This window comes from Pseudomonas sp. GW821-FHT09E04, from assembly GCF_059416185.1.
This window is the reverse complement of sequence record NZ_JBWKOR010000004.1, coordinates 712,345-738,074: the sequence shown is the minus strand read 5'-3', so window position 1 is coordinate 738,074 and position 25,730 is coordinate 712,345. Positions and strand designations below refer to the sequence as shown.

The following is a 25,730-nucleotide window of genomic DNA, read 5'->3' as shown; positions in this document are numbered from 1 at the left end:
TCAGACCTCGTTGAGCAGTTTGGCGGCGTCCAGCGCCGAGCGGCCGCGAGGGCCGTGGAAATATTCGTGAATCCACGCGTCGTCGGTTTCCGAGACCACGTCGATGGGACCGGCCACCAGCACTTTCTTCTGCGCCAGCACCGCCACCCGGTCGGTGATGGTGTAGAGCGTGTCGAGGTCGTGGGTCACCAGAAACACGCTCAAGCCCAGCGCATCGCGCAGGGTCAGGATCAATTGGTCGAACTGCGCCGCGCCAATCGGATCGAGGCCGGCGGTGGGTTCGTCGAGAAACAGGATGTCCGGGTCCAGCGCCAGCGCCCGGGCCAGCGCCGCCCGTTTGATCATGCCGCCGGACAGCGACGACGGGTATTTATCCGCCGCCGACAGCGGCAACCCGGCCAGCGCCAGTTTCACCGCCGCCAGATGCTCGGCGTCTTCGCGGCTCAGGCCGGCATGTTCGATCAGGGGCAGGGCGACGTTCTCGGTGACCGTCAGCGAGGAGAACAGCGCACCTTTCTGGAATAGCACACCGAAGCGCCGCTCGACCAACGACCGCTCGTGCTCGGAAAGGCTCGGCAGGTTCTGGCCGAACACTTTCACGTTGCCTTCGCTGGGCCGACGCAGACCGACGATGCTGCGCAGCAACACCGATTTACCGCTGCCGGAACCACCGACCACGGCCAGGATCTCGCCTTTGTACAAGTCCAGGTCGAGGTTCTCGTGCACGCTCTGGCTGCCGAAGCGATTGCACAGGCCACGGACTTCGATCACCGCCTCGGACGGCATGCGGGGTAGACGACTCACCAGCCCATCTCCATGAAGAACAGCGCGGCGACCGCATCGAGCACGATCACCACAAAGATCGATTGCACCACGCTGGAGGTGGTGTGGGCGCCGACCGATTCGGCGCTGCCGCTGACCTTGAAGCCTTCCAGACAACCGATGGCGGCAATCAGGAACGCGAAGATCGGAGCTTTGACCAGGCCAACCAGGAAATGTTGAATCCCTATGTCGCTTTGCAGCAGCGACAGGAACATCGCCGGCGAGATATCCAGCGACACCGCACAGACCACGGCGCCACCGATGATCCCGCAGATCATCGCCAGAAAGGTCAGCATCGGCAGCGCCACCAGCAAGGCCAGCACGCGCGGCACCACCAGCAGCTCCATGGGGTCGAGGCCGAGGGTGCGAATGGCGTCGATTTCCTCGTTGGCCTTCATCGAGCCGATCTGTGCGGTAAAGGCACTGGCGGTGCGGCCGGCCATCAGGATCGCCGTAAGCAACACGCCGAATTCGCGCAGGAAGGCGAAACCCACCAGATCCACGGTAAACACGCTGGCGCCGAAACTGGCCAGCACCGTCGCCCCAAGGAACGCCACCACGGCGCCGACCAGAAAGGTCAGCAGCGCCACGATGGGCGCGGCGTCGAGGCCGGTCTGTTCGATGTGCGCGATCATCGGCGTGATCCGCCAGCGCTTGGGCCGGAACAGGCTGCGGGCGATGGTTTCGAGGATCAGGCCGACGAAGCCGAGCAGTTGCAGGGTGTCTTGCCAGACCGTATCGACAGCCCGGCCGATACGCGTCAGCAGCTGCACGCTGACGCTGATTTCCGGTTCCTTGATCGGTACGCAGAAATCAGTCAGCGAGCGATACACGGTTTGCAGCAACGCGCGGTCGGCAGTGGAAATCGTGCAATCGGGGTGTTCGGCGGATTTGCCCAGTCGCTCGGAGCCAAGCAGCTCCACCAGCAGCGAAGCGCCGGCGGTGTCGAGGGCGCCGAGGCCGTTGAGGTCGATGGGAGTGCTGGCGTCGTACTGACCGCGGAGCGTTTCGCTCAGGTGCTTGAGCTCGGCGTAATGAGCAAGCGTCCAGTCCCCGGTGACCCGCAGGCGGGCAGGGGTGATCGAGGTGTCCAGTCGGGCATTACCGGTCATCGAGCTGCTGGTCATAAGCTCCGTGCTTGTTCGGCTAAATTCGCGAACCTACGTAATAGCACGAACCGGATTACTTTTCTTTGGTCGGTGTGCTGTCCGTGACTTCGAAACGCAGAACGCCGATCACCTGGCCGTCTTCGGTCAGCACTCGCACCTGCCAGTCACCGACCGGGTTGCCAGGGAAAACCTGCTTGTGGGTCCACGCCCGGTAGCCTTCCTTGCGCCCGCCATGAATGTCGAGGGCGATCCGGTCGACCTCTTTGCCGTTGAACTGCCACACGTGGTAAATCCGCTCATCGAGCCCGCGCGGTGCGTTGATCGCGGTGTAGGCGTAGAGCCCACCGCCACGGATCTGCTCGGCGCTGACTTGTTCGAGGCTGGCGCCGGGGGTGCGATCCTGCAACTGGGTGCTGATCGCCACGTCAGTCATCCACAGTGTCGCTGGCGGCACCCACGAACGCAGGACCCAGCCTACGCCGCCGATACCGATGGTGATGCTGAGGATCGCCAGCGCATTGCGTACGGTGCGGATCGGAAAGATCGACGCCAGGCTCGGAAACGACAGCACCACGGCCGTCCCCAGCGCCCATTTGAAGCTCTGCGACGTGGTCAGGTGCATGATCACCGGCAAGGCGGTGAGCAGGGCGGCGAACAGGGTCAGGGTGTGCAGCGCGAGGAACGCCCAGCGCCGCGGCGCCAGCCATTTGTAGTAGAGCGGATCGACGATCGAGATCAGCGCGGCGATGCACAGCAGGCCGGTGAACACCAGTTGGCCGCTGTTCCAGGTGGTGGTGATGAAGAAGAACGGCAGGACGAAAAACAGGCTTTCCTGGTGGATCATCTGCGTCGCGTAACGCAGCAGCGGCTGAGGGATTTCCCGTTTGAAGACCCGCGTGAACAGCTCGGTCAGGCTGTTTTCCAGCATCAGCCAGATCCAGCTCAGCAGCATGATCGTGGTGATCCAGCTCGCCAGCCCCTGTTGCCGGTCGACCAGGATGAAACTGCCGACCCCGGAGATGAAACCACCGAGCGCAATGACCCCGGGGTAGCGCTTCATCAGTTCGAGGATGCGCTGGATCAGGAGGGTCAATTTGAGCATTTGGGCGGTTCACGACAGTCGAGGAAAAAAACCTCGACAGAGTACCGCCCGCCGGGCCCCGTGGCGAGGCTGCCGATCAGTAAAAACCCACGGGATCACGGCTTGGCCGGGGGACGACGATGCAGTCGCCAGCCGAACAGAATCAGCAGCAGTACACCCAGCCCGCCCGCAATCAGCCACAGCACCTCGTCATCACTGAGCAAGGGCTTCTCGATCCGCAGGTATCCCGGCTGCAGCAGCAATTCGCGCATGGCCTTGTTCGCCGCTTCCAGCGTCACGCCTTGCAGTTCCAGGGCAGGGTCGGCGAAACGGCCGTCCTCGTAGTCGCCCAGGGCGCTCCAGTAATAGTCGGCCATGGCACTGTTGCCCTGCACGGCCCAGGCCTGATGGGCGATAGCCGCCTGTTTGAGGCGATTGAAGGTGTCGGCGTCGAGGCCGTTTTTCAGCAGGTCGGCCTTGAGGTCTTCCAGCACCTGCTCGGCTTCGGCGATATCACCGCGATCCAGATCGGCGTTCAGGCTCATGAAACCGACGCCGCCGAACACCTCGCGCTCGGCCCACGGGCCGTAGGACAGACCATGGTTCAGGCGCAGTTGGCGGTACAGCGCCCACTCCAGGTACTCCTTGAGCAGGTCGAAGGTCTGGTCGTACTGATCGTCCAGCACCGGCTCCGGCACCAGCCAGTGCAGCTTGGCGCTGTTGCCGATGAAACCGCGAGTGATCGTGCGTTCATGGGCGGCGCTGGCGCGGATGTCGGGCAAGGGTCGGTGTTCGCTCGGGTCGACCGCTTCCAGCGCGCCCCACGCCCGCTCCAGATAGGCCGGCAGCAGCTTGTCGAGATCGCCAACGACGATCAGGGTCATGTTGTTCGGTGCGTACCAGGCCTTGCGCACCTTCTCCAGTTGCGCGCGGGTCAGACCGTCGACCTCGGCCCGTTGCGGACATTTCAGGCCCAGCTCGACCGCCAGTTGATTGCTCGCGGTGTGGCCCAGGTCCTGGCGGTCGAGAAAGCGTTGCAGGCGGGTGTAATGCCCGCCGTCCTCGCGCTCGACCACCCGTTTGGCGGCGTTGATCGCGTTGTCGTCGAAGCGGGTCTGGGTCAGCAGATCCAGCAGCAGGTCGAGGACCTTGCGCTGGTTTTTCGCCGGGGCTTCGATCACGAACGTGGTGTCGGCGTTGCTGGTAAAGGCGTTCCAGTCGCCGCCGAGGGCCTGCATGCGCTCTTCGAGGCCACCTTCGCCGGTGGCGTCGATGCCGCTGAACAACAGGTGTTCGAGCAGGTGCGGCAGTTCTTTCTCATTGCAGTCGAAGTCATCGAGACCGACGCCCACCACCAGCCTGATCGCCACATGCCCGCGTTCAGTGCCGGGCTTGAGCAGCAATTGCAGGCCGTTGGGCAGGGCATAGCCTTCGACCTGAAAGCGATCCAGGGCGAGGGCGGGCAGGGAACCGAGCAACAGACAAGCGAACAACAGGCAACGCATAACGAGCTTCCATACAGCTGAATCGGAGATCCGTGTTGGTCAGTCCGGCCGTGAGGCTGAACCTTGAGTTACTGACTGACCACAGCCCCAGACGTTCAAGGCGAATGCGTGATGTCCGCCATATCGTCGGTCTCGAGCGCTCCGGTATCGGCGGTTTCCAGCACCACGTAGGCACTGCTGCAGAACAGCGAATTCAAGCGTTTCATGTCGGCAATCAACTCCAGGTGCAGCGAACTGGTCTCGATACTTTGCACGATCTTGCGTTGCAAACGGCTGACATGCGCATGGGCCAGACGCCGCTCCTGCGCGCGAAAGCGGCGTTTCTCGCGCAGCAACTGGCGGGCGCTTTCCTTGTCACCGCTGAGGAACACCGACAGCCCCAGCCGCAGATTGGAGATCAACTGGCTGTGCAGCCCGGCCAGTTCTTCCAGCCCGTCCTCGGAAAACGAGCGGCGCTGGGAGGTCTTCTGCTGCTGCACCTTGCGCAACATGCGTTCGATCAGGTCGCTGGCAAGTTTGAGGTTGATCGCCAGCTCGATGATTTCCGCCCAGCGCCGACTGTCCTGCTCGCCAAGATCTTCACGGGGCATTTGCGCCAGATACAGCTTGATCGCGCTGTACAGCGCTTCGACGTCATCGGTCAGCTTGCGCATTTCCATGGTGACGGCGGTCTGTTTGCCGCGCAGTACATCGAGGGTCGCGTCGAGCATGTTGTCGATCAGATCACCCATGCGCAGGGTTTCCCGGGCAGCGTTGGCCAGCGCCAGGCTCGGCGTGACCAGCGCTGTCGGGTCGAGATGACGTGGCTTGGCGGTGCCGTTGACCTCCGGGCGCTCCGGCAACAGCCAGGCGCACAGCCGCGCCATGGGCGCGACGGTTGGCACCAGGATCAGGCAGCGCACGGTGTTGTAGAGCAGGTGGAAGCCGATGACCATTTCCTGCGGACTGAAATCCAGGCTGTCGATCCAGTGCACCAGCGGGTCGAGCACCGGAATGATCAGCAACAGGCCGATCAGCTTGTACAACAGGCTGCCCAGCGCCACTTGCCGGCCGGCGGCGTTCTGCATGCTGGTGCTCATGAATGCCAGCACGCCACTGCCGATGTTGGCGCCAATCACCAGACCGATCGCCACCGGCAGGCTGATCACATTGGCCCCGGCCAGCGTCGCGGTCAGCAGCACGGCGGCGAGGCTTGAGTAGGAAATCATCGCGAACAACGCGCCGACCAGGGCGTCGAGCAGAATGTCGCCGGTCAGCGAGGCGAAGATGACCTTCACACCTTTTGCGTGCGTGATCGGCCCGGCGGCCTCGACGATCAATTGCAGCGCCAGAATGATCAGCCCCAGCCCGATGGCCACGCGGCCCATCTGCCCGAGCCGCGTCTGCTTGCGCGACAGAAAGAAAATCACCCCGAGGAAAATCAGCAGCGGCGACAGCCACGACAGATCGAACGTCAGCACCCGCGCCATCAGCGCCGTACCGACGTCGGCCCCGAGCATGGTCACCAGGGCCGGGGTCAACGCCATCAGGCCCTGGCCGACGAAGGAGGTCACGAGCATGGCGGTGGCGTTACTGCTCTGCACCATCGCGGTCACAAGGATACCGGCGATGAAGGCCAGCCAGCGCCTGGACATGTTCTGGCCGATCACATGGCGCAGATTGGCGCCGTACACCCGCAGGATGCCGGTTCGAACGATGTGCGTGCCCCAGATCAGCAGGGCCACGGCAGAAAGCAAATTGAGCAGGGTGAGCATGCAGACCCCCTGTAGTTGCAGCGCCCCAAAGGGGCAAGTTGACGATACCGCGCGGTTTCTACGTGTTGTTCTTAAGCTGTAGTTGGCTAACGGTCCGGGCGCCAGCATTGCACAGCTAAAGTGCGGATTGAAACAAAAGCGTCATGAAAACAGCTTCATGCGGCCATGAAAAAAGGGCCCGAAGGCCCTTTGATCTTTTGCGCAGCGTTCGGGTTACTGACCCGGAATATCCTTGCGCAGTTTCACCGGATCCTGCTGTTGTTTCTTCTTGGCCATCGCGCCGCGCAGCTTGATGTTGATCGCTTCGACCGCCAGCGAGAACGCCATGGCGAAGTAGACGTAGCCCTTCGGTACATGCACGTCGAACGCTTCGGCGATCAGCACGGTGCCGACCACCAGCAGGAACGACAACGCGAGCATTTTCAGCGACGGGTGCTTGTCGATGAACTCGCTGATCTTGCCCGAGGCCAGCATCATCACCAGCACCGCCACGATGATCGCCGCGACCATGACCGGCACATGGGACACCATGCCGACAGCAGTGATCACCGAGTCCAGCGAGAACACGATGTCGATGATCGCGATCTGGATGATGGTGTAGAGGAAGTTGCCGCCCTTGCCGCCAGGCGTGTCGTCGCTTTCGTCTTCACCTTCCAGCGCGTGGTACATCTCCTGGGAGCTTTTCCACAGCAGGAACAGGCCACCGAAGAACAGGATCAGGTCACGTCCGGAAATGCCCTGGCCGAACACCACGAACAGGTCGGCGGTCAGGCGCATGACCCAGGTGATCGACAGCAACAACAGGATCCGCGTGATCATGGCCAGGCCAAGACCGAAGATCCGGGTGCGCTGCTGCATGTGTTTGGGCATGCGGCTGACCAGGATCGAAATCATGATGATGTTATCGATGCCCAGAACGATTTCCAGGGCGGTCAGGGTAAAGAAGGCAACCCAGATCTCAGGGTTGGTCAGCCATTCCATGTGTATTCCTTTGAGCGTGTGTTAAACCAAGACGCCAGCAGACAGCTGGCGTTTGGTTGAGTTGATGCCGTTACAAAGTGCTGAACAGCGGGAAAGTCCCCAACAGCAAGGCTGCGACCAGTATGCACAGGCAAACCAGCACTGCCCACTTCAGGGTGAAACGTTGGTGATCGCCGAACTCGATCCCGGCCAGTGCGACCAGCAGATACGTCGACGGCACCAGTGGGCTCAGCAGGTGAACCGGCTGGCCGACAATCGAGGCACGGGCCATTTCCACCGCAGTGATGCCGTAATGGCTGGCCGCTTCGGACAACACCGGCAACACGCCGTAGTAGAACGCGTCGTTCGACATGAAGAACGTGAACGGCATGCTCACCAGCGCCGTGATCACCGCCAGGTACGGGCCGAGGAAATCAGGGATCACCGCCAGCAGGCTTTTCGACATGGCATCTACCATGCCGGTGCCCGACAGGATACCGGTGAAGATGCCTGCCGCGAAGATCAGACTGACCACCGACAGCACGCTGCCGGCGTGAGCCGCGACGCGGTCTTTCTGCTGTTGCAGGCAAGGGTAGTTGACGATCATTGCAATACTGAACGCCACCATGAACAGCACCGGCAGCGGCAGCAGGCCGGCGATCAGGGTGCACATCAGCGCCAGGGTCAGCAGACCGTTGAACCAGATCAGCTTCGGACGGCGGGCATCCGGGAATTGCGACACGCTGATTTCGCTGTGATCGATTTCGTCGCCGATCAGGTGCAGTTCACCCAGACGCGCACGTTCACGTTTGCCGTAGAAGTAGGCAATGATCAGGATCGCCACCACACCGGCAGCCATCGCCGGGATCATTGGCACGAAGATGTCCGACGGGTCCACGTGCAGCGCACTGGCGGCACGGGCGGTCGGGCCGCCCCAGGGGGTCATGTTCATCACGCCGCCGGCGAGGATGATCAGACCGGCCATGATCCGCGGGCTCATGCCGATGCGGCTGTAGAGCGGCAGCATGGCGGCCACGCAGATCATGTAAGTGGTCGCGCCGTCACCATCGAGGGAAACGACGAGCGCCAGTACGGCGGTGCCGACCGAAACTTTCAGCGGGTCGCCCTTGACCAGTTTGAGGATCTTGCGCACGGCCGGGTCGAACAGGCCGGAGTCGATCATCAGGGCGAAATACAGAATGGCGAACATCAGCATCACGCCGGTCGGCGCAAGCTTGGTAATACCTTCGAGCATCATCGGGCCGATCTTCGGCGCGAAACCACCGAACAGGGCGAACAGGATCGGGATGATGATCAGAGCGATCAGCGCAGACAGGCGCTTGGTCATGATCAGGAACATGAACGTGATGACCATGGCGAAGCCAAGGAAAGTCAGCATGGGAATACTCCAGGCGTAGCGCGGCTAGGTAAGTGAGCGGATCGGGCGAGATCAGCGCAGAACGGGAAGCACGAGACGTACGGGCGGAGTTGGAGCGAGGAGGCGGGTAACAGAGGACATCAGAATCACCATTGTTGTTGTTAATTGGGCCTGACGTGCGAGCAATCACACACGTTGGCCAACCGGTCTGTTGCCGGTAGTGGCGGCGATCCTAATCGGGGAACCTTTCAGCTACCTTTCGCCGCTGAAAGCTTTGGGCGAATGGTCAACCGGCCGTCGGATGCGGCTAGAGTCAATGAACACGGGAACGGGAGGGCGGGACGATGAGTGAATTGCACAGCGGCGGCTGCCATTGCGGACATATCCGCTATCAGTTCAGCGGAACGCTGCAGGACATCGCCCACTGTCATTGCTCGATCTGCCGGCGGGTCAGCGGTGGCATCGTCACCACCTGGATCACGCTGCCGGCGACGAACTTCCAGTGGCTGGCCGGGACACCTTCGCGCTACGACTCCTCGACGAGTTGCGCACGGTTCTTCTGCCCGAACTGCGGCGCGCAACTGGCGCTGGTGACGTTGCTCAGCCCCGAGAGCATCGATCTGACGGTCGCCACGCTGGATCACCCGGAACAAGCCGCCGCCGAGCGGCACATCTGGACCGACAGCCAGTTGCCGTGGCTGCATCTGGATGAACATCTGCCAGGCGAGCCTGAAGAAACCATCTGATTAAAAAATAGACAGATCCAGCGGCCGCATCGCGCCCATCCAGATCGCGTGCTCGGTGTGGTCCAGCAAGTCATCGCCGGTGTCCGGGTGCAGGAACACCACCAGCCCCTTGCGGTTGAGCGCCAGCCACGGCAATACGTCGCCGATCAGCTCCGGGCCGAAGGCCAGTTGGCAGCTCCAGTCCGGGTGCGGGCCGACCGGGCGTTCATGCACGCGGCCCATCTTCAATGGAAACAACGCCGCCGCCTGCTCACACAGCGCCCGCGCCTGTTCGATCGTGCTGGCGTCGTAATAAACGTGGGCGTGATAACCCTTGATCGTCTGCATCGCAAAACCTCTGAATCGGTTCGAACCCTCGTATGTCACACGCCCTACAAGGGAAAACAAAGGGACCTCAGCCATGAAAAATGCCGAAACCCCAGTGGTGAAAGTGGTGCTCTATGGTGCCATGAGTAGCCTGGGCAGTGCGTTGATGGCTGAACGGCTGCTGGGCGTGCACGTGAGTTTTGTCGCGGCGTCGGACACCTGATCAAACGGCGATCGAAGGCAACTCCATTCCCGTCAGCGACTGCGCGCTGCTGGCCTGCTCGGCCATCAACCAATCGACAAACTGCTGAATCAACGCCCCTCGGCGTTTGCGCTGCGGCAGCACCACGTAATAACCGAGGCGGGAGAGGGTGGTCTCGGCAATCGGCCGGCACAACAGACCCTGCGCCAGCAAGTTATCCACAAGGTGCCGCCAGCCGATGGCCACACCCTGACCGCCAATCGCCGCCTGGATCAGCAAGGTGTAGTTATCGAAACGCAGTTGCCCCGGCGCCGGCGGCGTATTGATGCCGAGTTCGCGGAACAGGCCGCTCCAGTCGAACCAGTTGCTGCTGTTCTCGCCGCGCAGATGCAGCAGCGGAAACTCCAGCAAGGCCTGGGCCGGCAGGGGCCGGGCGCGATCCTTGAGCAATTGCGGGCTGCACACCGGGAACACTTCTTCGCTGAACAGCCAATGACTTTCGCCCTGTTTGAAGCGACCGTCGCCGAACAGCACGGCAACGTCGATATCCGGGCGCAGCATATTGTGATTGCGCTCGCTGGTGACCAGGCTGACATCGACCTGCGGATTGGCTTCGTGAAAACGATGCAGACGCGGCATCAGCCAGTACGCAGCGAAGGCGAAGTCGGTGGCGACCTGCAGCACTTCATGCTGCTGTTGTGCGCTGATCGCGCTCAATCCTGCGTCGATATTCTGCAAACCGAGGGTGACTTGCTCGAAAAGGATCGAACCGACCTCCGTCAGTTCGATACCTCGGTAGATCCGGTCGAACAGTCGCGTCCCCAGCTGTTCCTCCAGCCGTTTGATCTGCTGACTGATCGCCGGCTGGGTGGTCCCAAGCTCCACCGCCGCCGCGGTAAAACTGCGATGACGGGCTGCTGCCTCGAAGGCGCGCAGCAGGTCGAGGGACAAATCACCGAGGGCGTCATACATAAGCTGTGCTTATCCTAGTCATTGTCCGGCGCGGGCTTTACCGGATATTGCGGGGAATCCATGCTCGATCGCAGCAATGTCGCATAAATATTCACTATGGAATGCCGCGATCACATGAAGCGCAAGAACATTCTCTTCATCATGGCCGATCAAATGGCCGCGCCAATGTTGCCGTTCTACGGCCCGTCGCCGATCAAACTGCCGAACCTCAGCCGCCTCGCCGAACAAGGCGTGGTGTTCGACGCCGCTTATTGCAACAGCCCGCTGTGCGCGCCGTCGCGTTTCACCCTGGTCAGTGGCCAGTTGCCGAGCAAGATCGGCGCCTACGACAATGCCGCCGATTTCCCCGCCGACATTCCGACCTACGCCCATTACCTGCGCCGCCTCGGCTATCGCACCGCGCTGTCGGGCAAGATGCATTTCTGTGGGCCGGATCAACTGCACGGCTACGAAGAGCGCCTGACCAGCGACATCTATCCGGCCGACTACGGCTGGGCAGTGAACTGGGATGAGCCCGATGTGCGGCCGAGCTGGTATCACAACATGTCTTCGGTGTTGCAGGCCGGGCCGTGCGTGCGTACCAACCAGCTCGACTTCGACGAAGAGGTGGTGTTCAAGGCTCAGCAGTACCTGTTCGATCATATCCGCGAGGACGGCGACCAGCCGTTCTGCCTGACCGTGTCGATGACTCACCCCCACGACCCGTACACGATTCCCAAGGCGTTCTGGGATTTGTACGACGATGCGGATATCCCGCTTCCGACAACGCCGGATCAGCATTCACTCGACCCGCATTCCCAGCGTTTGCTCAAGGTCTACGACCTGTGGAACAAGCCGCTGCCTGTGGATAAGATTCGCGACGCGCGCCGGGCATACTTCGGTGCGTGCAGCTATATCGACGCCAACGTCGGCAAACTCCTGCAAACCCTCGACGAATGCGGGCTGACGGACGACACCATCATCGTGTTCTCCGGCGACCATGGCGACATGCTCGGCGAGCGTGGACTCTGGTACAAAATGCACTGGTTCGAAATGGCCGCCCGGGTGCCCCTGTTGATAAGTGCGCCCGGTCAGTTCAATGCAGGCCGTGTAGGCGCCGCAGTGTCCACCGCCGACCTGTTGCCGACCTTCGTGGAACTGGCAGGTGGCAGCCTGGAAGCGAATCTGCCGCTGGACGGCCGCTCGCTGGTGTCGCACCTGCAAGGGCAGGGCGGTCATGACGAAGTGTTCGGCGAATACATGGCCGAAGGCACCGTCAGCCCGCTGATGATGATCCGGCGTGGCGCCTTCAAATTTATCTACAGCGAAACCGACCCTTGCCTACTCTTCGATGTGGATAACGATCCACGTGAGCAGGAAGAACTCAGCCAATCACCGCAACATCGCCAGCTGTTCGACGATTTTCTCGCCGAAGCGCGGGCCAAGTGGGACATCCCGGCGATCCACCGCAAGGTGCTCGAAAGCCAGCGGCGCCGGCGCTTCGTCGCCGGGGCGCTGACCCTCGGCAAGCTGAAGAGCTGGGACCACCAGCCGCTGGTGGATGCCAGTCAGCAGTACATGCGCAACCACATCGACCTCGATGACCTGGAGCGCAAAGCCCGTTATCCACAACCCTGCCAAAACCAATAACGTTAAGGGGAAGTCCATGGTCAAGTTATCCACAATCGTGACGGTCAGCCTGCTGGCACTGGGCAGCGCATCCGCGTTCGCCGAGAGCTGCGACACGGTGAAAATGGCCGACCCCGGCTGGAGCGACATCGCCGCGACCAACGCCATCACCGGGTTTCTGCTGGATGGCATGGGCTATAAGGCCAAGGTCGACACGCTCGCGGTGCCGATCACCTTCGGCGGCTTGAAGGACGGTCAGGTCGACGTGTTCCTCGGCAACTGGATGCCGGCGCAGCAGGGCTTCTACGACAAGTTCGTGGCCACCGGCGACGTCACCCAACTGGCGAAGAACCTCGACGGCACCGAATTCACCCTGGCCGTACCGGATTACGTGTGGGATGCGGGTGTGCATAACTTTTCCGACCTGAACAAATTCGCGGACAAGTTCGAGAAGAAAATCTACGGCATCGGCTCCGGCGCGCCGGCGAACATCTCACTGCAAGAGATCATCAAGAAGAACGACTTCGACCTCGGCCAGTGGAAGCTGATCGAGTCCAGCGAACAGGCGATGCTGGCCGAAGTCTCGCGGGCAGTGAAGAAGCAGAAATTCGTCACCTTCCTCGGCTGGACCCCGCACCCGATGAACGTGCAGCTGAAAATGCATTACCTCAAGGGCGGCGAGAAATACTTCGGCGACACGGGTAGCGTCTACACCCTGACCCGCAAGGGCTACGCCGAGGCCTGTCCGAATGTGGGTAAATTGCTGACCAATCTTTCGTTCACTCAGGAGATGGAGAACAGCATCATGGCCGAGGTGGTGAACAAGAAGGTCAGCAATGCCGATGCGGTGAAGGCGTGGATCAAGGCGAATCCGGCGGTGTTGGACAAGTGGCTCGATGGTGTGAAAACCATGGATGGAAAAGACGCGTTGCCGGCCGTCAAAGCCAAGCTTTGATCGCGGCGTGCTGAACTCCCGAGTTCGCTCTAGATCTTTTCCCCCCTCACCCCAGCCCTCTCCCCCCAAGGGGGGCGAGGGGGAAAGGGAGCCGATCTTCGCGCCTTTCAAATCCTGAGCTCGACTTTGATTTTTCAGGTCGATGTAGATGGACCATCCTCCTCGGTCAGTCCCCTCTCCCTCCGGGAGAGGGCTAGGGTGAGGGGAAAGGATTCAACTGACACACAACGACTCCGAAACCACCCTGTTACCCTTGCACCATTCCCGCAAACCGAGAGGAACCATGGCCCTCCCCAGCCGCCGCTCACTGTTCCCCTTCCTGACCTGGCTGCCCCGGCAGACCCGCGCCAGCGTCGGGCGGGATCTGGTCGTCGGCCTCAGCGGCGCGATTCTCGCGTTGCCCCAGTCGATTGCCTACGCCCTGATCGCCGGTCTCCCACCCGAATACGGCCTCTATGCCGCGATCATCCCGGTACTGATCGCCTGCCTGTGGGGCTCGTCGTGGCATCTGATCTGCGGGCCGACGGCGGCGATTTCGATTGTGCTGTTCGCCAGTGTCAGCCCACTGGCCGTGCCGGCATCGCAGGACTACATCACCCTTATCCTGCTGCTGACCTTCCTCGCGGGGATTTTCCAGTGGTTGCTCGGCCTGTTGCGCTTCGGCGCGCTGGTGAATTTCGTCTCGCACTCGGTGGTGCTGGGTTTCACCCTCGGGGCGGCGGTGGTGATTGCCATCGGGCAGTTGCCGAACCTGCTGGGGCTGGACCTGCCGGCCAAGGCGACGGCGCTGGCCAGCCTGATGGATTTGCTGCGTCATCTCGGGGCTGTGGATAAACCGTCACTGGCCCTCGGTGTCGCCACAGTGGTGATCGGTGCGCTGCTCAAACAATGGCTGCCGCGTTGGCCGACGCTGTTGATGACCTTGGTGCTCGGCAGCCTGGTGGTGTGGCTGTGGCCGGCGATGTTCGGCCATGTTCAGTTGGTCAGCGCTTTTGTCGGGCGTCTGCCGCCGTTCAGCGGGTTGCCGCTGGATATGGATCTGGTCCTGCGCCTGCTGCCCAGCGCCGTGGCGGTGGGTATGCTCGGGTTGGTCACCAGCCTGTCGATTGCCCGCTCGATTGCCGCACGCTCGCAACAGCTGCTCGATGCCAATCAGGAAGTCCGCGCTCAGGGTCTTTCGAACATTGTCGGGGCGTTCTTTTCGGGATCATTGTCCGCCGGCTCGTTCACCCGTTCCGGGCTGAGCTATGAGGCCGGGGCCTGTTCGCCGCTGGCCGGGGTGTTTTCGGCGTTGTGGGTGGCGTTGTTCGCGATTTTCGGTGCCGGGCTGATCGCGCACATTCCGATTCCGGCCATGGCTGGCAGCATTCTGTTGATCGCCTGGGGACTGGTGGATCATCGCGGCATTCGTGCGCTGTTGCGGGTCAGCCGGGCAGAGTTCGTGGTGATGGGCCTGACCTGCGTCGCCACTTTGCTGCTGGAGTTGCAGACGGCGATTTACGCCGGTGTGCTGGCCTCGCTGTTTTTCTACCTCAAGCGCACTTCGCAGCCGAGAGTGCAGCATTGGCGCGATGGCGAAGACGATGTGCTACGGGTCGGCGGCTCGATCTTTTTCGGCGCCAGCCACTACCTGCAAGTGCGCCTGCAACGGATGCACGGCGCGCGGGTGGTGATCGAGGCGCAGCAGATCAACTTCATCGACTATTCAGGTGTGGAAATGCTGCATCAGGAGGCCCGGCGCCTGCTGCGCCAGGATCGCAGCCTGACCTTGCGTCAGGCGCGACCGCAGGTGGTGGAGGAATTGCGCAAACTCGAAGGGCCGGAGAAATGCCCGATCCGCTTCGAGGACTGAAGGTGCCTTACAGCGCCAACTGCCGACGCAATTCCGCCAGAACCGGCGCAGTGTCCGGACGCACTCCGCGCCACAGGAAGAACGCCTCCGCCGCCTGCTCGGCCAGCATGCCCAACCCGTCCATCACCACGCCCGCGCCGTGCTCGCTGGCCCAGCGGCAGAACGCGGTCGGCTCCTTGCTGTACATCATGTCGTAGCACAGGGTCTTGCCCGGCTCGATCAGACTCGCGGCAATCGGCGGCACGTCGCCGGTGAGGCTGGCAGAGGTGGCGTTGATGATCACGTCCACGGGCTCGCGCAGCCAGTCGAAACCGCTGGCCGACACCGGCCCCAGATCACAGAACAGTTCGGCCAGTAGCTCGGCCTTGTCCACCGTGCGGTTGGCGATGATCACCGAGGCCGGTTTCTCCGCCAGCAATGGCTCCAGCGCACCGCGCACCGCTCCGCCCGCACCCAACAGCAGAATGCGTTTGCCGGTGAGGCTGAACCCGGCGTTGACCGTCAGGTCCCGCACCAGCCCGGCACCGTCGGTGTTATCGCCGAGCAGGCTGCCGTCGGCGAGTTTGCTCAAGGTGTTCACCGCACCCGCGCGCTGGGCACGAGCGGTCAGGCTGTTGGCCAGGCGATAGGCGTCTTCCTTGAACGGCACGGTCACGTTGGCGCCGCGACCGTCCTGGAAAAACGCCGTGGCGCAGCCGGAAAAATCGTCCAGCGGTGCCAGCAGGGTGCTGTAGTCGAGGCTTTGCCCGGTCTGCTCGGCGAACAATTTGTGAATCATCGGCGACTTGCTGTGGCCAATCGGGTTACCGAAAACGACGTAACGATCCATCAGAAATCCTCAGGCCTGGGCCAGCCAGTCGCGATCTTGCAGGAAGTAGTCGGTCAGGCGCGCTTCTTCGCTGCCCGGCTCGGCCTTCCAGTCGTAGGCCCAGCGCACTTGCGGCGGCAGCGACATGAGGATCGACTCGGTGCGCCCGCCCGATTGCAGACCGAACAGGGTGCCACGGTCGTAAACCAGGTTGAACTCGACGTAGCGGCCGCGACGGAATTCCTGGAACTCGCGCTGCTTGGCGGTGAACGCATCGTTCTTGCGGCGCTGCACGATCGGCAGGTAAGCGTCGATATATGCATCGCCGATGGCGCGCATGAAGGCGAAGCTGGTGTCGAAGTCCCACTCGTTCAGGTCATCGAAGAACAGACCGCCGATGCCCCGTGGTTCGTGGCGGTGCTTGATGTGGAAATAGGTGTCGCACCAGGCCTTGTAGCGCGGATAGACATCAGGGCCGAACGGCGCGCAGGCCTGCTCGGCAATGCGGTGCCAGTGGATGCAATCTTCTTCATTGCCGTAGTACGGCGTCAGGTCGAAGCCACCGCCGAACCACCAGACCGGCTCTTCACCTTCCTTCTCGGCGATGAAAAAGCGCACGTTGGCGTGGGACGTCGGCACATGCGGGTTGTGCGGGTGGATCACCAGCGACACGCCGAGGGCTTCAAAACCGCGGCCGGCCAGTTCCGGCCGATGGGCACTGGCGGACGGTGGCAGGCCACTGCCGAAGACGTGGGAAAAGTTGACGCCGCCCTTTTCGATCACCGTGCCGTTCTCGATCACCCGGGTGCGACCGCCACCGCCGGCCGCACGGGTCCAGGCGTCTTCGACGAAGCGCGTGCCGCCGTCTTCAGATTCCAGCGCCGCGCAGATGCGGTCTTGCAGGTCGAGCAGATAGGCCTTTACGGCGTCGGTGCGGGTCGTCATGGCATCACCTTGGATCGGGGCGTAACTGCGCGGCGCCCCGCGCAAATGGGCGCGTAGCATACCATCGCAGGCCGGCACGCCGCAGTTGACGAAGATCAAGCATGGGAGTTCGATAGGGGCCTTTCAGAACATCCCAAGGAGTAGGCAGATGGCCAAGCGAATCCAGTTCCGCGCCCATGGCGGCCCCGAAGTGCTCGAGTATGTTGACTATCAACCTGCCGAGCCCGGCCCGCAGCAGGTTCGCGTGAGCAACAAGGCCATCGGCCTGAACTTCATCGATACCTACTACCGCAGCGGTCTGTACGCGCCACCGGCATTGCCGTCGGGTGTGGGCTCGGAAGGCGCAGGCATCGTCGAGGCCGTGGGCAGCGCCGTCACCCGGTTCAAGGTTGGTGACCGTGTGGCCTATGGCAGCGGCCCGCTGGGCGCCTACAGCGACGTGCATGTCTTGCCCGAAGCAAATCTGGTGCACCTGCCGGACGCCATCAGCTTCGAAACCGCTGCTGGCGTGATGCTCAAGGGCCTGACCGTGCAGTACCTGCTGCGTCAGACTTATGAACTGCAGGGCGGCGAAACCATTCTGTTCCACGCAGCGGCCGGCGGCGTCGGTTTGCTGGCCTGCCAATGGGCGAAAGCGCTGGGTGTGAAACTGATCGGCACCGTCAGCTCGCCAGCGAAAGCCGAACTGGCCAAGGCCCATGGCGCCTGGGCAACCATCGATTACAGCCACGAAAACGTCGCCCAGCGGGTGCTGGAATTGACCGACGGGAAAAAAGTCCCGGTGGTCTACGACGGCGTCGGCAAGGACACCTGGCCGGCCTCGCTGGACAGCGCAGCGCCCCGTGGCCTGGTGGTGAGCTTCGGCAACGCATCCGGCGCGGTGGACGGCGTAAACCTGGGGATTCTGGCGGCGAAGGGTTCGCTGTACGTGACCCGGCCAACGCTGGCGACCTACGCCAGCAACGCCGAGAACCTGCAGCGTATGGCTGATGAGCTGTTCGGGATGATCACCAGCGGCAAGCTGAAAGTGGATATCAGCCAGCGTTACGCACTGGCGGATGCGGCGAAGGCGCAGACCGAGTTGTCGGCGCGGCGCACGACGGGTTCGACTGTTCTGTTGCCATAAAACCGATGGTGGCGGGGAGCAAGCTCCCCGCCACCAGGCTCTTCGGATTTCAGGACGGGCGCACAACCTTGCCGGTCGCCAGATCGCGAATCAGGCTCGGGTTCTTGCGCCCACCGAGCATTCCGCCCAGCACCAGATCGACCTGACCACGGAAATACTGCTCGACCCGCAAGCGACTCTTCGCCGCCGGCCGTCCTTGCGGATTGGCCGAGGTCGAGATCAACGGTCCGACCAGCGAGCACAAGTCCCGCACTTGAGGATGATCGCTGACCCGCAAAGCCACGGTGTCATGCACCCCGGTCACCCACTCCGGCAACAGGTTCTGGTGCGGCACCAGCCAGGTGTTCGGCCCCGGCCAGGTACTGGCCATGCGATCGATCCAGTCCTGGGGGAAATCCTCGAACAGGAAATCGAACTGGCGAATGTTATCGGCGACCAGAATCAACCCCTTGTCCACCGAACGGTTCTTGATCGCCAACAGGCGATCCACCGCCTCTTCATTCCATGGATCGCACCCCAGCCCCCAGACGGCTTCGGTTGGATAGGCAATCACCGCCCCGGCGCGAATCTCTCGTGCGGCTTGTTGCACACGCCAACTGTTGACCATGAAAAACTCTCCGAAAACAGGTTTTGCGCAGTTTACCGATCTTCAATGTAAAACCTAGCTTACCCGCGCAAACCAGCGGCCGTTTTCGCACACGGCGCGGCCCTCCATCTCCAGTTCGGTCAATGCCGCCAGTACTTTTGGCAACGCCCAGCCACTACTGTCGGCCAGGCCCTCGCTGGTGTGCGGCGCCGCGTGCAGCAGGCGCAGCAACGGATTGTCCGTAGCCGGTGTCGTCGTGGATACCGACAAGTGCTGCCAGCCACGCAGGGCCTCGAGGATGTGCTCGATGGTTTCCACCAGCACCGCACCATCGCGGATCAGTTGATGGCAACCGCGCGCGCCGGGGTGATGGATCGAGCCCGGAATCGCATAGACCTCACGACCCTGTTCCGCCGCCAGTCGCGCGGTGATCAACGAACCGCTGGCCACACTGGCCTCGACCACCAGTACGCCGAGGGACAAACCGCTGATGATCCGGTTGCGCCTGGGGAAGTTGCTCGCTGTCGGTCCGGCGTCCAGTGGAAACTCCGAAATCACCGCACTGCCAGAGGCAATCATCGTGTCCGCCAGCCGCCGATTGCGCTGTGGATAAAATTTTTCCAGGCCGGTGCCCAGCACACCGACGGTTTGCCCGCCGACGTCGAGCGCGGCTTGATGCACGGCGGCATCGATGCCCAACGCCAGGCCACTGGTGATGACGAAACCGGCTCCGGCCAGGCTGCGGGCAAACGCCGTGGCGGTGTCCATGCCCGGACGTGAGGCGCGGCGACTGCCGACCATCGCCAGCTGCGGTTTTTCCAGGGTCAGCGGGTCACCGGCAACAAACAGCAGCGGTGGCGGATCGGCAATCTGCGCCAGCAATGCCGGGTAATCCGGCTGGTCGAGCATCAGCAAATGCTGGCCCGGGCGCTCTAGCCAGGCCAATGCGCGGCTCGCGCCGTCACGCACTTCAGGACAACGGCGAGCGTCGGCGCTCGCCACCGGCAAGCCCAGTGAACGCCAGGCACTGGCCGGCGCACTGATGGCCTTGGAGGCGGAGCCGAACGCTTCGAGCAACCGGGCAAAACGTTTCGGGCCGATTTCCGGCAAACGGTGCAGGCGCAAACGCGCTTCCAGTTCCGCAGGGGAAACCGGCGTACAGACAGGCATCATCATGGATCATCCTTGATCGTTATAAGCCCCGAACCTTTCGGAACAAGCTGTGGATAAGTCTGTTGGTAACTTGTGAAGCCAGCTAAGGATTTCGCACCTTGTCCAGCACCGCCAGCGAGCGCGATGCGTTGAGTACAAGGCCGTAGCTGAGTTTGTCGTAGGTGCGGAACACCATCAGCAATCCGGCGCGTTCATCGGGGATTTTCAACGGCTGGCCGGTGATCCGGTCACGCACGGTTTCCCCTGTTTTCATCACCACCAGCACGTTGCCTTCAGCCAGCCCGTCACGTTTGCCCTTGTTCAGCGTCACCACGTCCATCGCGCCGATCTGCGTCACGCCGCGCGGAACATCGATGATCAGGCCTTTGATGTCGGTGGTGGGCGCGCTGGGCATGAAGGTCGAGTTGATGGAACGCTCTTCGCCGCTGAACAAACGGTCGCCGAGGCGCACTTCCTGGGTCGTGCGTTGCAGGGCGAGGGTGGCGACGTCGCCTTCGGTGGCGACGATCTCACCGCCGCCGATGTCGTCGGCGTTGATCCCCAGGAACTCCTTGCTCTGCGGATCGGTGTAGACCTTGCCCTGGCGGAAGATGCCGTAGACCGGCTGATTCGGATCGAAATGGCCTCGGGCGAAGATCCGGTCGCCGGTGCCGCTGAGCACCCGCTCGGCATCGCCGGCAACGATGTACGGCGCCTTGTCGAAGTCCTCGACCTTGTCGACGATGCGGTTGCTCAGCAGAAAGCTGTTGATGGATTTGAGCGGAATGCTCGGGATCGCTTCGGCCACCGGGCTGCTGCGGATCCGTGGCGACAGCTTGATGGTGCCGCGCGACGCCCCGCGATTGAGGGTCAGGCGGGGCTGGCCGTTGACGTAACTGAGCGTCAGCGTGTCGCCCGGATAGATCAGGTTGGGGTTTTCGATCTGCGGATTGGCCCGCCACAGCTGCGGCCACTGCCAGGGTTCGCGCAAATATTTACCGGAGATGTCCCAGAGCGTATCCCCTGAAACCACCGTGTATTGCTGTGGAAAACCTTCCTTGAGTTGCACTTGCCCGTGCGCGGTGCCGGCCGAGGCCAGAAACAGCAGGGCGAGTAGTGATTTCCTCATGCGGTGAATCCCTTTATTATGTGCGTTCGCGTGAAACGCCAGAGCCCCCGTGGCTCGCTCCCTGCTCTATGCTTAAAAGCAAGGAGCTACGTTTCACAACGGTAGCCTGCATCTTCGGACCCGCCAGGCCATCGACCCGACTTTACCTCACACGTGCAGCAATCAAGCTTATGGCCATTTTGAACATCCTCGAATTTCCGGACCCGCGTCTGCGCACTATCGCCAAACCTGTGGCTGTAGTGGACGACGAAGTGCGTCAGCTGGTCGATGACATGTTTGAAACAATGTATGAAGCGCCGGGCATCGGCCTTGCCGCGACCCAGGTCAACGTGCACAAACGTATCGTCGTGATGGACCTTTCCGAAGACCGCACCGAACCGCGGGTGTTCATCAACCCCGAGTTCGAATCGCTGACCGACGAAATGGAGCAATACCAGGAAGGCTGCCTCTCGGTGCCGGGTTTCTACGAAAACGTCGACCGCCCGCAGAAGGTCAAGATCAAGGCTCTGGATCGTGACGGCAAGCCTTACGAACTGATCGCCGAAGGCCTGCTCGCCGTGTGCATCCAGCACGAATGCGACCACCTCAACGGCAAGTTGTTCGTCGATTACCTGTCCACGCTCAAACGCGACCGGATCAAGAAGAAACTGGAAAAGCAGCACCGCCAGAACGCTTGATGCCCCTCTTCAAAGGCTTGCTGCGGCAAGCCTTTTTCTTTTTATGAGACTCCCCCATGACTGAGCCACTGCGCATCGTTTTTGCCGGCACCCCGGAATTCGCCGCCGAACACCTCAAGGCCCTGCTGGACAGCCCTTACGAGATCGTTGCGGTCTACACCCAACCGGATCGTCCGGCCGGTCGTGGGCAAAAGCTGATGCCGAGCCCGGTCAAACAGCTCGCCCTGGAAAACAATATCCAGGTGTTGCAGCCGCCGACCCTGCGCAACGCTGACGCTCAGGCCGAGCTCGCAGCGCTCAAGCCTGACTTGATGGTGGTGGTCGCCTATGGCCTGATCCTGCCGCAAGTGGTGCTGGATATTCCGCGCCTGGGCTGCATCAACAGCCATGCCTCCCTGCTGCCACGCTGGCGCGGTGCGGCGCCGATCCAGCGCGCCGTCGAAGCAGGCGACGCCGAAAGCGGCGTGACCGTGATGCGCATGGAAGCGGGCCTGGACACCGGACCGATGCTGCTCAAGGTCGTCACCCCGATCAGCGCCGAAGACACCGGCGGCAGCCTCCACGACCGCCTCGCCGAAATGGGCCCGCCAGCCGTCGTGCAAGCGATTGCCGGTCTGGCCGCTGGCACCCTGGAAGGCGAAGTGCAGAACGATGAACTCGCCACCTACGCGCACAAACTGAACAAGGACGAGGCGCGCATCGACTGGAGCCGTCCGGCCGTCGAACTGGAACGTCTGGTCCGCGCCTTCAATCCATGGCCGATCACCCACAGCACGCTCAACGGCGAAGCGCTGAAAGTGCTGGCGGCGACACTGGCCGAAGGCAAAGGCGCACCGGGCACCATCCTCGGCGCCAGCAAGGACGGCCTGCTCGTCGCCTGTGGCGAACAGGCGCTGTGCCTGACCCGCCTGCAATTGCCCGGCGGCAAGGCGCTGAACTTCAGCGATCTGTACAACAGCCGTCGTGAGAAATTCGCCACCGGCACGGTGCTTGGCGCAGCGGTGGACGCGCAATGAACCCGCGTCTGGCCGCCGCCAAGGCACTCGCCGCTGTCCTGAGCGGCAAGGCTTCGCTCAACAGCTCCCTGCCGACGCAGCTGGACAAGGTCGAGGATCGCGATCGCGGCTTCACTCAGGACTTGGCGTTCGGCACCGCCCGCTGGCAGCCACGTTTGTCGGCGCTGGCGGAAAAACTTTTGCAGAAGCCGTTCAAGGCTGCCGACGCCGATGTCGAGGCGCTGCTGCTGGTCGGTCTCTATCAGTTGCTCTACACCCGTGTCCCGGCTCACGCCGCCATCGGCGAAACCGTCGGTTGCGCCGACAAGCTGAAAAAGCCGTGGGCGAAAGGCTTGCTCAACGCCGTACTGCGCAACGCCCAACGCGAACATGAGGCGATCTTCGCCGAACTGGAGCGCGATCCGGTAGTGCGCACCGCCCACCCGCGCTGGCTGCAAAAATCCCTGAAGGCCTTCTGGCCTGAACAGTGGGAAGCCATCTGCGAGGCGAACAACGCGCATCCGCCGATGATTCTGCGGGTCAACCGTCGTCATCACAGCCGTGACGCCTACCTCGATCTGCTGATTGAAGCGGGCATCGCCGCGCAACCGTGCACCTTCAGCCGCGACGGCATCATCCTCGACGCCGCCGCTGACGTGCGCAGCCTGCCGGGTTTCGCCGAGGGCTGGATCAGCGTGCAAGACGAAGCCGCGCAACTGGCCGCCGACCTGCTCGATCTCGCACCGGGTCAGCGAGTGCTGGACGCCTGCTGTGCACCGGGCGGCAAGACCTGCCACATCCTCGAAGCCGAACCGGCGCTGGCCGGCGTGGTCGCGGTGGACCTGGAAGCCAAGCGTCTGGTGCGGGTGAAGGAAAACCTCGAACGCCTCGGCCTGAACGCCGAACTGATCGCCGCCGACGGTCGCGACACGGCGGTATGGTGGGACGGCAAACCGTTCCAGCGCATCCTGCTCGACGCGCCGTGCTCGGCCACCGGGGTGATCCGCCGCCATCCGGACATCAAGCTGACCCGTCAGGCCGACGACATCGCGGCCCTCGCGCAACTGCAAGGCGAGTTGCTCGACGCCATGTGGAAAACCCTCGAAGTGGGCGGCATCCTGCTCTACGCCACCTGCTCGACCTTGCCGACCGAGAACACCGAAGTCATCGGTGCATTCCTGGAGCGCACGCCGGGTGCCCGGGAACTGGATCTGGCCACCGCTGCCGGGATCAAGCAGCCCCATGGTCGCCAATTGCTGGCCCAGCAGGGCGGGCATGACGGGTTCTACTACGCCAAGCTGATCAAGATCGCTGCCGCGCGCGGCTAAACGGATTCAATGGAGTGACGGGTTGAAAATCATCATCCTCGGTGCAGGGCAGGTCGGCGGTTCGCTGGCTGAACATCTGGCCAGCGAAGCCAACGACATCACCGTGGTCGACACCGATGGCGACCGTCTGCGCGACCTCGGCGACCGTCTCGATATCCGCACCGTGCAGGGCCGTGGCTCGTTGCCGAACATTCTGCGTCAGGCCGGAGCCGACGACGCCGACATGCTGGTGGCGGTGACCAACAGCGACGAAACCAACATGGTCGCCTGTCAGGTTGCCCACACCCTGTTCCACACCCCGACCAAGATCGCCCGGGTACGCGAAGCCTCGTACCTGACCCGCGAAGAGCAACTGTTCCAGAACGAGGCGATCCCGGTCGACGTGCTGATCAGCCCCGAGCAAGTGGTCACCAACTACATCAAGCGCCTGATCCAGCACCCTGGCGCCTTGCAGGTGATCGACTTCGCCGAGGGCCAGGCGCAACTGGTCGCGGTGCGCGCTTACTACGGCGGGCCGCTGGTGGGTCAGCAACTGCGCCAGTTGCGCGAGCACATGCCGAATGTGGAAACGCGAGTGGCGGCGATTTTCCGCCGCGACCGACCGATTCTTCCTCAGGGCGACACGGTGATCGAGGCCGACGACGAAGTCTTCTTCATCGCCGCCCGTGAGAACATTCGCGCCGTGATGAGCGAAATGCGCCGCCTCGACGAAACCTACAAGCGCATCGTCATTGCCGGCGGCGGGCAGATCGGTGAGCGGCTGGCCGAGGCCATCGAAAGCCGTTACCAGGTGAAGATCATCGAGATGAACCCGGCGCGCTGCCGTTATCTCTCCGATACCCTCGACAGCACCGTGGTGTTGCAGGGCAGCGCTTCAGATCGCGACCTGCTACTGGAAGAGAACATCGCCGACGCGGACATCTTCCTCGCCCTGACCAACGATGACGAAGCCAACATCATGTCGTCGCTGCTGGCCAAGCGTCTGGGCGCGAAGAAGGTGATGACGATCATCAACAACCCGGCCTACGTCGACTTGATCCAGGGCGGTGACATCGACATCGCCATCAGCCCGCAACTGGCGACCATCGGCACCTTGCTGGCCCACGTGCGGCGCGGCGATATCGTCAGCGTGCACTCCTTGCGCCGGGGTGCGGCGGAAGCCATCGAAGCGGTGGCCCATGGTGATTCGAAGTCGAGCAAGGTCATCGGCAAGGCCATCGAAAACATCGCCCTGCCACCGGGGACCACCATCGGCGCGATCATCCGCGATGAAGAAGTGATCATCGCCCATGACGACACAGTGATTGCCGCAGGCGACCACGTGATTCTGTTCCTTGTGGATAAAAAGCACATTCGCGACGTGGAGAAGCTGTTCCACGTGGGATTGAGCTTCTTCTGACCGACCAAGAGGCGAGACCGATGATCGAATCCCTGGAAAAAATGCTCGCCAAGGGTGTGGATAACTCGCTGCTGCGTTTCGGCCTGGGCAAGGGTTATCTGGATCTGGGAGAGAACGCGAAGGCGGCCGAGCATTTCCAGCGTTGCGTCGGCTTCGATCCGAAGTACTCGGCCGCGTGGAAACTGTTGGGCAAGGCACAACTGGCACTGGGTGATCTGGCGGCTGCACGCCAAGCGTGGGAGCAGGGGCTGGAAGCAGCCCGGGCCCATGGCGACAAGCAGGCGGAGAAGGAAATGACGGTGTTTCGGAAGAAGCTGGATCGGCAAAAGCCGTAA

At 62.4% G+C, this 25,730-nt stretch carries 24 protein-coding genes and 1 pseudogene; 11 read left to right on the top strand and 14 right to left on the bottom strand.

The features are described from left to right. The 7 genes from AC07N4_RS18445 to AC07N4_RS18415 form a co-directional block, all read right to left on the bottom strand. Positions 1–786, bottom strand: coding sequence for an ABC transporter ATP-binding protein (locus AC07N4_RS18445; RefSeq protein ID WP_173861375.1), 786 nt, complete (start codon positions 784–786; stop codon positions 1–3). Between the two features lie 14 nt (positions 787–800). Then, entirely contained in the window at positions 801–1,949 is a 1,149-nt protein-coding gene (locus tag AC07N4_RS18440) for an ABC transporter permease (RefSeq protein WP_096822408.1), read from the bottom strand. A 55-nt stretch (positions 1,950–2,004) separates the two neighbouring features. Further along, positions 2,005–3,033, bottom strand: a complete 1,029-nt coding sequence (locus AC07N4_RS18435; protein ID WP_096822407.1) for a DUF5924 family protein — start codon at positions 3,031–3,033, stop codon at positions 2,005–2,007. A 95-nt stretch (positions 3,034–3,128) separates the two neighbouring features. Next, entirely contained in the window at positions 3,129–4,517 is a 1,389-nt protein-coding gene (locus AC07N4_RS18430) for a M16 family metallopeptidase (RefSeq protein WP_493065557.1), read from the bottom strand. Positions 4,518–4,612: 95 nt separating this feature from the next. Next, positions 4,613–6,271 carry a Na/Pi cotransporter family protein gene (locus tag AC07N4_RS18425; protein ID WP_273539402.1) on the bottom strand — a complete coding sequence of 553 codons (1,659 nt, stop codon included), beginning with the start codon at positions 6,269–6,271 and terminating at the stop codon, positions 4,613–4,615. Positions 6,272–6,484: 213 nt separating this feature from the next. Next, positions 6,485–7,252 carry a TerC family protein gene (locus AC07N4_RS18420; protein WP_096822404.1) on the bottom strand — a complete coding sequence of 256 codons (768 nt, stop codon included), beginning with the start codon at positions 7,250–7,252 and terminating at the stop codon, positions 6,485–6,487. A 70-nt stretch (positions 7,253–7,322) separates the two neighbouring features. After that, complete coding sequence (locus tag AC07N4_RS18415) at positions 7,323–8,630, bottom strand: CitMHS family transporter (protein WP_096822403.1); 1,308 nt, start codon at positions 8,628–8,630, stop codon at positions 7,323–7,325. 323 nt (positions 8,631–8,953) lie between these two features. Here AC07N4_RS18415 and AC07N4_RS18410 point away from each other — a divergent pair, with 323 nt between their 5' ends. Further along, positions 8,954–9,355 (top strand): GFA family protein, encoded by a 402-nt coding sequence (locus tag AC07N4_RS18410; protein ID WP_102621174.1) that lies wholly within the window; start codon positions 8,954–8,956, stop codon positions 9,353–9,355. Here AC07N4_RS18410 and AC07N4_RS18405 read toward each other — a convergent pair whose 3' ends face one another. Further along, the gene (locus tag AC07N4_RS18405; protein WP_096822401.1) at positions 9,356–9,682 is read right to left on the bottom strand and encodes a DOPA 4,5-dioxygenase family protein; all 327 of its coding nucleotides are present in this window, start codon (positions 9,680–9,682) and stop codon (positions 9,356–9,358) included. It lies immediately after the preceding gene. A 73-nt stretch (positions 9,683–9,755) separates the two neighbouring features. On the opposite strand from AC07N4_RS18405, the pseudogene AC07N4_RS18400 reads away from it, so the two are divergent. Continuing rightward, positions 9,756–9,854, top strand: a pseudogene (locus tag AC07N4_RS18400) (NADH-flavin reductase); the annotation flags it as partial. Positions 9,855–9,884: 30 nt separating this feature from the next. On the opposite strand, the gene AC07N4_RS18395 reads toward AC07N4_RS18400, so the two are convergent. After that, on the bottom strand, positions 9,885–10,835 hold the full coding sequence (locus AC07N4_RS18395; RefSeq protein WP_102621175.1) for a choline sulfate utilization transcriptional regulator: 951 nt from the start codon (positions 10,833–10,835) through the stop codon (positions 9,885–9,887). Positions 10,836–10,949: 114 nt separating this feature from the next. Here AC07N4_RS18395 and betC point away from each other — a divergent pair, with 114 nt between their 5' ends. From betC to AC07N4_RS18380, 3 genes are all read left to right on the top strand, one after another. Continuing rightward, positions 10,950–12,464, top strand: a complete 1,515-nt coding sequence (gene betC, locus AC07N4_RS18390) for a choline-sulfatase (RefSeq protein ID WP_493065558.1) — start codon at positions 10,950–10,952, stop codon at positions 12,462–12,464. A gap of 16 nt (positions 12,465–12,480) precedes the next feature. Next, positions 12,481–13,398: a choline ABC transporter substrate-binding protein gene (gene choX, locus AC07N4_RS18385; protein WP_493065559.1), complete on the top strand. Its 918-nt coding sequence runs from the start codon at positions 12,481–12,483 to the stop codon at positions 13,396–13,398. Positions 13,399–13,681: 283 nt separating this feature from the next. After that, on the top strand, positions 13,682–15,250 hold the full coding sequence (locus AC07N4_RS18380; protein ID WP_096822397.1) for a SulP family inorganic anion transporter: 1,569 nt from the start codon (positions 13,682–13,684) through the stop codon (positions 15,248–15,250). A 7-nt stretch (positions 15,251–15,257) separates the two neighbouring features. On the opposite strand, the gene aroE is transcribed toward AC07N4_RS18380, so the two are convergent. Both aroE and hemF read right to left on the bottom strand, forming a co-directional pair. Then, entirely contained in the window at positions 15,258–16,079 is an 822-nt protein-coding gene (aroE, locus tag AC07N4_RS18375) for a shikimate dehydrogenase (RefSeq protein ID WP_493065560.1), read from the bottom strand. A 9-nt stretch (positions 16,080–16,088) separates the two neighbouring features. Then, positions 16,089–17,003: an oxygen-dependent coproporphyrinogen oxidase gene (gene hemF / locus AC07N4_RS18370; RefSeq protein WP_493065561.1), complete on the bottom strand. Its 915-nt coding sequence runs from the start codon at positions 17,001–17,003 to the stop codon at positions 16,089–16,091. 148 nt (positions 17,004–17,151) lie between these two features. On the opposite strand from hemF, the gene AC07N4_RS18365 reads away from it, so the two are divergent. Continuing rightward, positions 17,152–18,129 carry an NADPH:quinone reductase gene (locus AC07N4_RS18365; RefSeq protein ID WP_493065562.1) on the top strand — a complete coding sequence of 326 codons (978 nt, stop codon included), beginning with the start codon at positions 17,152–17,154 and terminating at the stop codon, positions 18,127–18,129. Positions 18,130–18,178: 49 nt separating this feature from the next. Here the strand turns inward: AC07N4_RS18365 and tsaC are convergent, their stop codons facing one another. From tsaC to AC07N4_RS18350, 3 genes are all read right to left on the bottom strand, one after another. Next, positions 18,179–18,736, bottom strand: coding sequence for an L-threonylcarbamoyladenylate synthase type 1 TsaC (gene tsaC / locus AC07N4_RS18360; RefSeq protein WP_096822394.1), 558 nt, complete (start codon positions 18,734–18,736; stop codon positions 18,179–18,181). 54 nt (positions 18,737–18,790) lie between these two features. After that, a complete protein-coding gene (gene dprA, locus AC07N4_RS18355; protein ID WP_493065563.1) occupies positions 18,791–19,891 on the bottom strand; it encodes a DNA-processing protein DprA in 1,101 nt (366 codons plus the stop codon). A gap of 79 nt (positions 19,892–19,970) precedes the next feature. Then, positions 19,971–20,996 (bottom strand): LysM peptidoglycan-binding domain-containing protein, encoded by a 1,026-nt coding sequence (locus AC07N4_RS18350; RefSeq protein ID WP_493065564.1) that lies wholly within the window; start codon positions 20,994–20,996, stop codon positions 19,971–19,973. Positions 20,997–21,166: 170 nt separating this feature from the next. On the opposite strand from AC07N4_RS18350, the gene def reads away from it, so the two are divergent. The 5 genes from def to AC07N4_RS18325 are packed head-to-tail and all read left to right on the top strand — an operon-like array spanning position 21,167 to position 25,730. Next, positions 21,167–21,673 carry a peptide deformylase gene (gene def, locus AC07N4_RS18345; protein WP_007954104.1) on the top strand — a complete coding sequence of 169 codons (507 nt, stop codon included), beginning with the start codon at positions 21,167–21,169 and terminating at the stop codon, positions 21,671–21,673. A gap of 56 nt (positions 21,674–21,729) precedes the next feature. Beyond that, complete coding sequence (gene fmt / locus AC07N4_RS18340) at positions 21,730–22,689, top strand: methionyl-tRNA formyltransferase (RefSeq protein ID WP_493065565.1); 960 nt, start codon at positions 21,730–21,732, stop codon at positions 22,687–22,689. Beyond that, a complete protein-coding gene (rsmB, locus tag AC07N4_RS18335; RefSeq protein ID WP_493065566.1) occupies positions 22,686–23,996 on the top strand; it encodes a 16S rRNA (cytosine(967)-C(5))-methyltransferase RsmB in 1,311 nt (436 codons plus the stop codon). Before fmt ends, rsmB begins: the two co-directional genes overlap by 4 nt. Before the next feature lie 22 nt (positions 23,997–24,018). After that, entirely contained in the window at positions 24,019–25,395 is a 1,377-nt protein-coding gene (gene trkA / locus AC07N4_RS18330) for a Trk system potassium transporter TrkA (RefSeq protein ID WP_007954108.1), read from the top strand. Between the two features lie 20 nt (positions 25,396–25,415). Next, positions 25,416–25,730: a tetratricopeptide repeat protein gene (locus tag AC07N4_RS18325; protein ID WP_493065567.1), complete on the top strand. Its 315-nt coding sequence runs from the start codon at positions 25,416–25,418 to the stop codon at positions 25,728–25,730.

What these genes read in the sequence shown, in the direction of transcription:
- AC07N4_RS18445 (WP_173861375.1), bottom strand. Translation starts at nt 786, where the DNA reads ATGCCGTCCGAGGCGGTGATCGAAGTCCGTGGCCTGTGCAATCGCTTC.
- AC07N4_RS18440 (WP_096822408.1), bottom strand. Translation starts at nt 1,949, where the DNA reads ATGACCAGCAGCTCGATGACCGGTAATGCCCGACTGGACACCTCGATC.
- AC07N4_RS18435 (WP_096822407.1), bottom strand. Translation starts at nt 3,033, where the DNA reads ATGCTCAAATTGACCCTCCTGATCCAGCGCATCCTCGAACTGATGAAG.
- AC07N4_RS18430 (WP_493065557.1), bottom strand. Translation starts at nt 4,517, where the DNA reads ATGCGTTGCCTGTTGTTCGCTTGTCTGTTGCTCGGTTCCCTGCCCGCC.
- AC07N4_RS18425 (WP_273539402.1), bottom strand. Translation starts at nt 6,271, where the DNA reads ATGCTCACCCTGCTCAATTTGCTTTCTGCCGTGGCCCTGCTGATCTGG.
- AC07N4_RS18420 (WP_096822404.1), bottom strand. Translation starts at nt 7,252, where the DNA reads ATGGAATGGCTGACCAACCCTGAGATCTGGGTTGCCTTCTTTACCCTG.
- AC07N4_RS18415 (WP_096822403.1), bottom strand. Translation starts at nt 8,630, where the DNA reads ATGCTGACTTTCCTTGGCTTCGCCATGGTCATCACGTTCATGTTCCTG.
- AC07N4_RS18410 (WP_102621174.1), top strand. Translation starts at nt 8,954, where the DNA reads ATGAGTGAATTGCACAGCGGCGGCTGCCATTGCGGACATATCCGCTAT.
- AC07N4_RS18405 (WP_096822401.1), bottom strand. Translation starts at nt 9,682, where the DNA reads ATGCAGACGATCAAGGGTTATCACGCCCACGTTTATTACGACGCCAGC.
- AC07N4_RS18395 (WP_102621175.1), bottom strand. Translation starts at nt 10,835, where the DNA reads ATGTATGACGCCCTCGGTGATTTGTCCCTCGACCTGCTGCGCGCCTTC.
- betC (WP_493065558.1), top strand. Translation starts at nt 10,950, where the DNA reads ATGAAGCGCAAGAACATTCTCTTCATCATGGCCGATCAAATGGCCGCG.
- choX (WP_493065559.1), top strand. Translation starts at nt 12,481, where the DNA reads ATGGTCAAGTTATCCACAATCGTGACGGTCAGCCTGCTGGCACTGGGC.
- AC07N4_RS18380 (WP_096822397.1), top strand. Translation starts at nt 13,682, where the DNA reads ATGGCCCTCCCCAGCCGCCGCTCACTGTTCCCCTTCCTGACCTGGCTG.
- aroE (WP_493065560.1), bottom strand. Translation starts at nt 16,079, where the DNA reads ATGGATCGTTACGTCGTTTTCGGTAACCCGATTGGCCACAGCAAGTCG.
- hemF (WP_493065561.1), bottom strand. Translation starts at nt 17,003, where the DNA reads ATGACGACCCGCACCGACGCCGTAAAGGCCTATCTGCTCGACCTGCAA.
- AC07N4_RS18365 (WP_493065562.1), top strand. Translation starts at nt 17,152, where the DNA reads ATGGCCAAGCGAATCCAGTTCCGCGCCCATGGCGGCCCCGAAGTGCTC.
- tsaC (WP_096822394.1), bottom strand. Translation starts at nt 18,736, where the DNA reads ATGGTCAACAGTTGGCGTGTGCAACAAGCCGCACGAGAGATTCGCGCC.
- dprA (WP_493065563.1), bottom strand. Translation starts at nt 19,891, where the DNA reads ATGATGATGCCTGTCTGTACGCCGGTTTCCCCTGCGGAACTGGAAGCG.
- AC07N4_RS18350 (WP_493065564.1), bottom strand. Translation starts at nt 20,996, where the DNA reads ATGAGGAAATCACTACTCGCCCTGCTGTTTCTGGCCTCGGCCGGCACC.
- def (WP_007954104.1), top strand. Translation starts at nt 21,167, where the DNA reads ATGGCCATTTTGAACATCCTCGAATTTCCGGACCCGCGTCTGCGCACT.
- fmt (WP_493065565.1), top strand. Translation starts at nt 21,730, where the DNA reads ATGACTGAGCCACTGCGCATCGTTTTTGCCGGCACCCCGGAATTCGCC.
- rsmB (WP_493065566.1), top strand. Translation starts at nt 22,686, where the DNA reads ATGAACCCGCGTCTGGCCGCCGCCAAGGCACTCGCCGCTGTCCTGAGC.
- AC07N4_RS18325 (WP_493065567.1), top strand. Translation starts at nt 25,416, where the DNA reads ATGATCGAATCCCTGGAAAAAATGCTCGCCAAGGGTGTGGATAACTCG.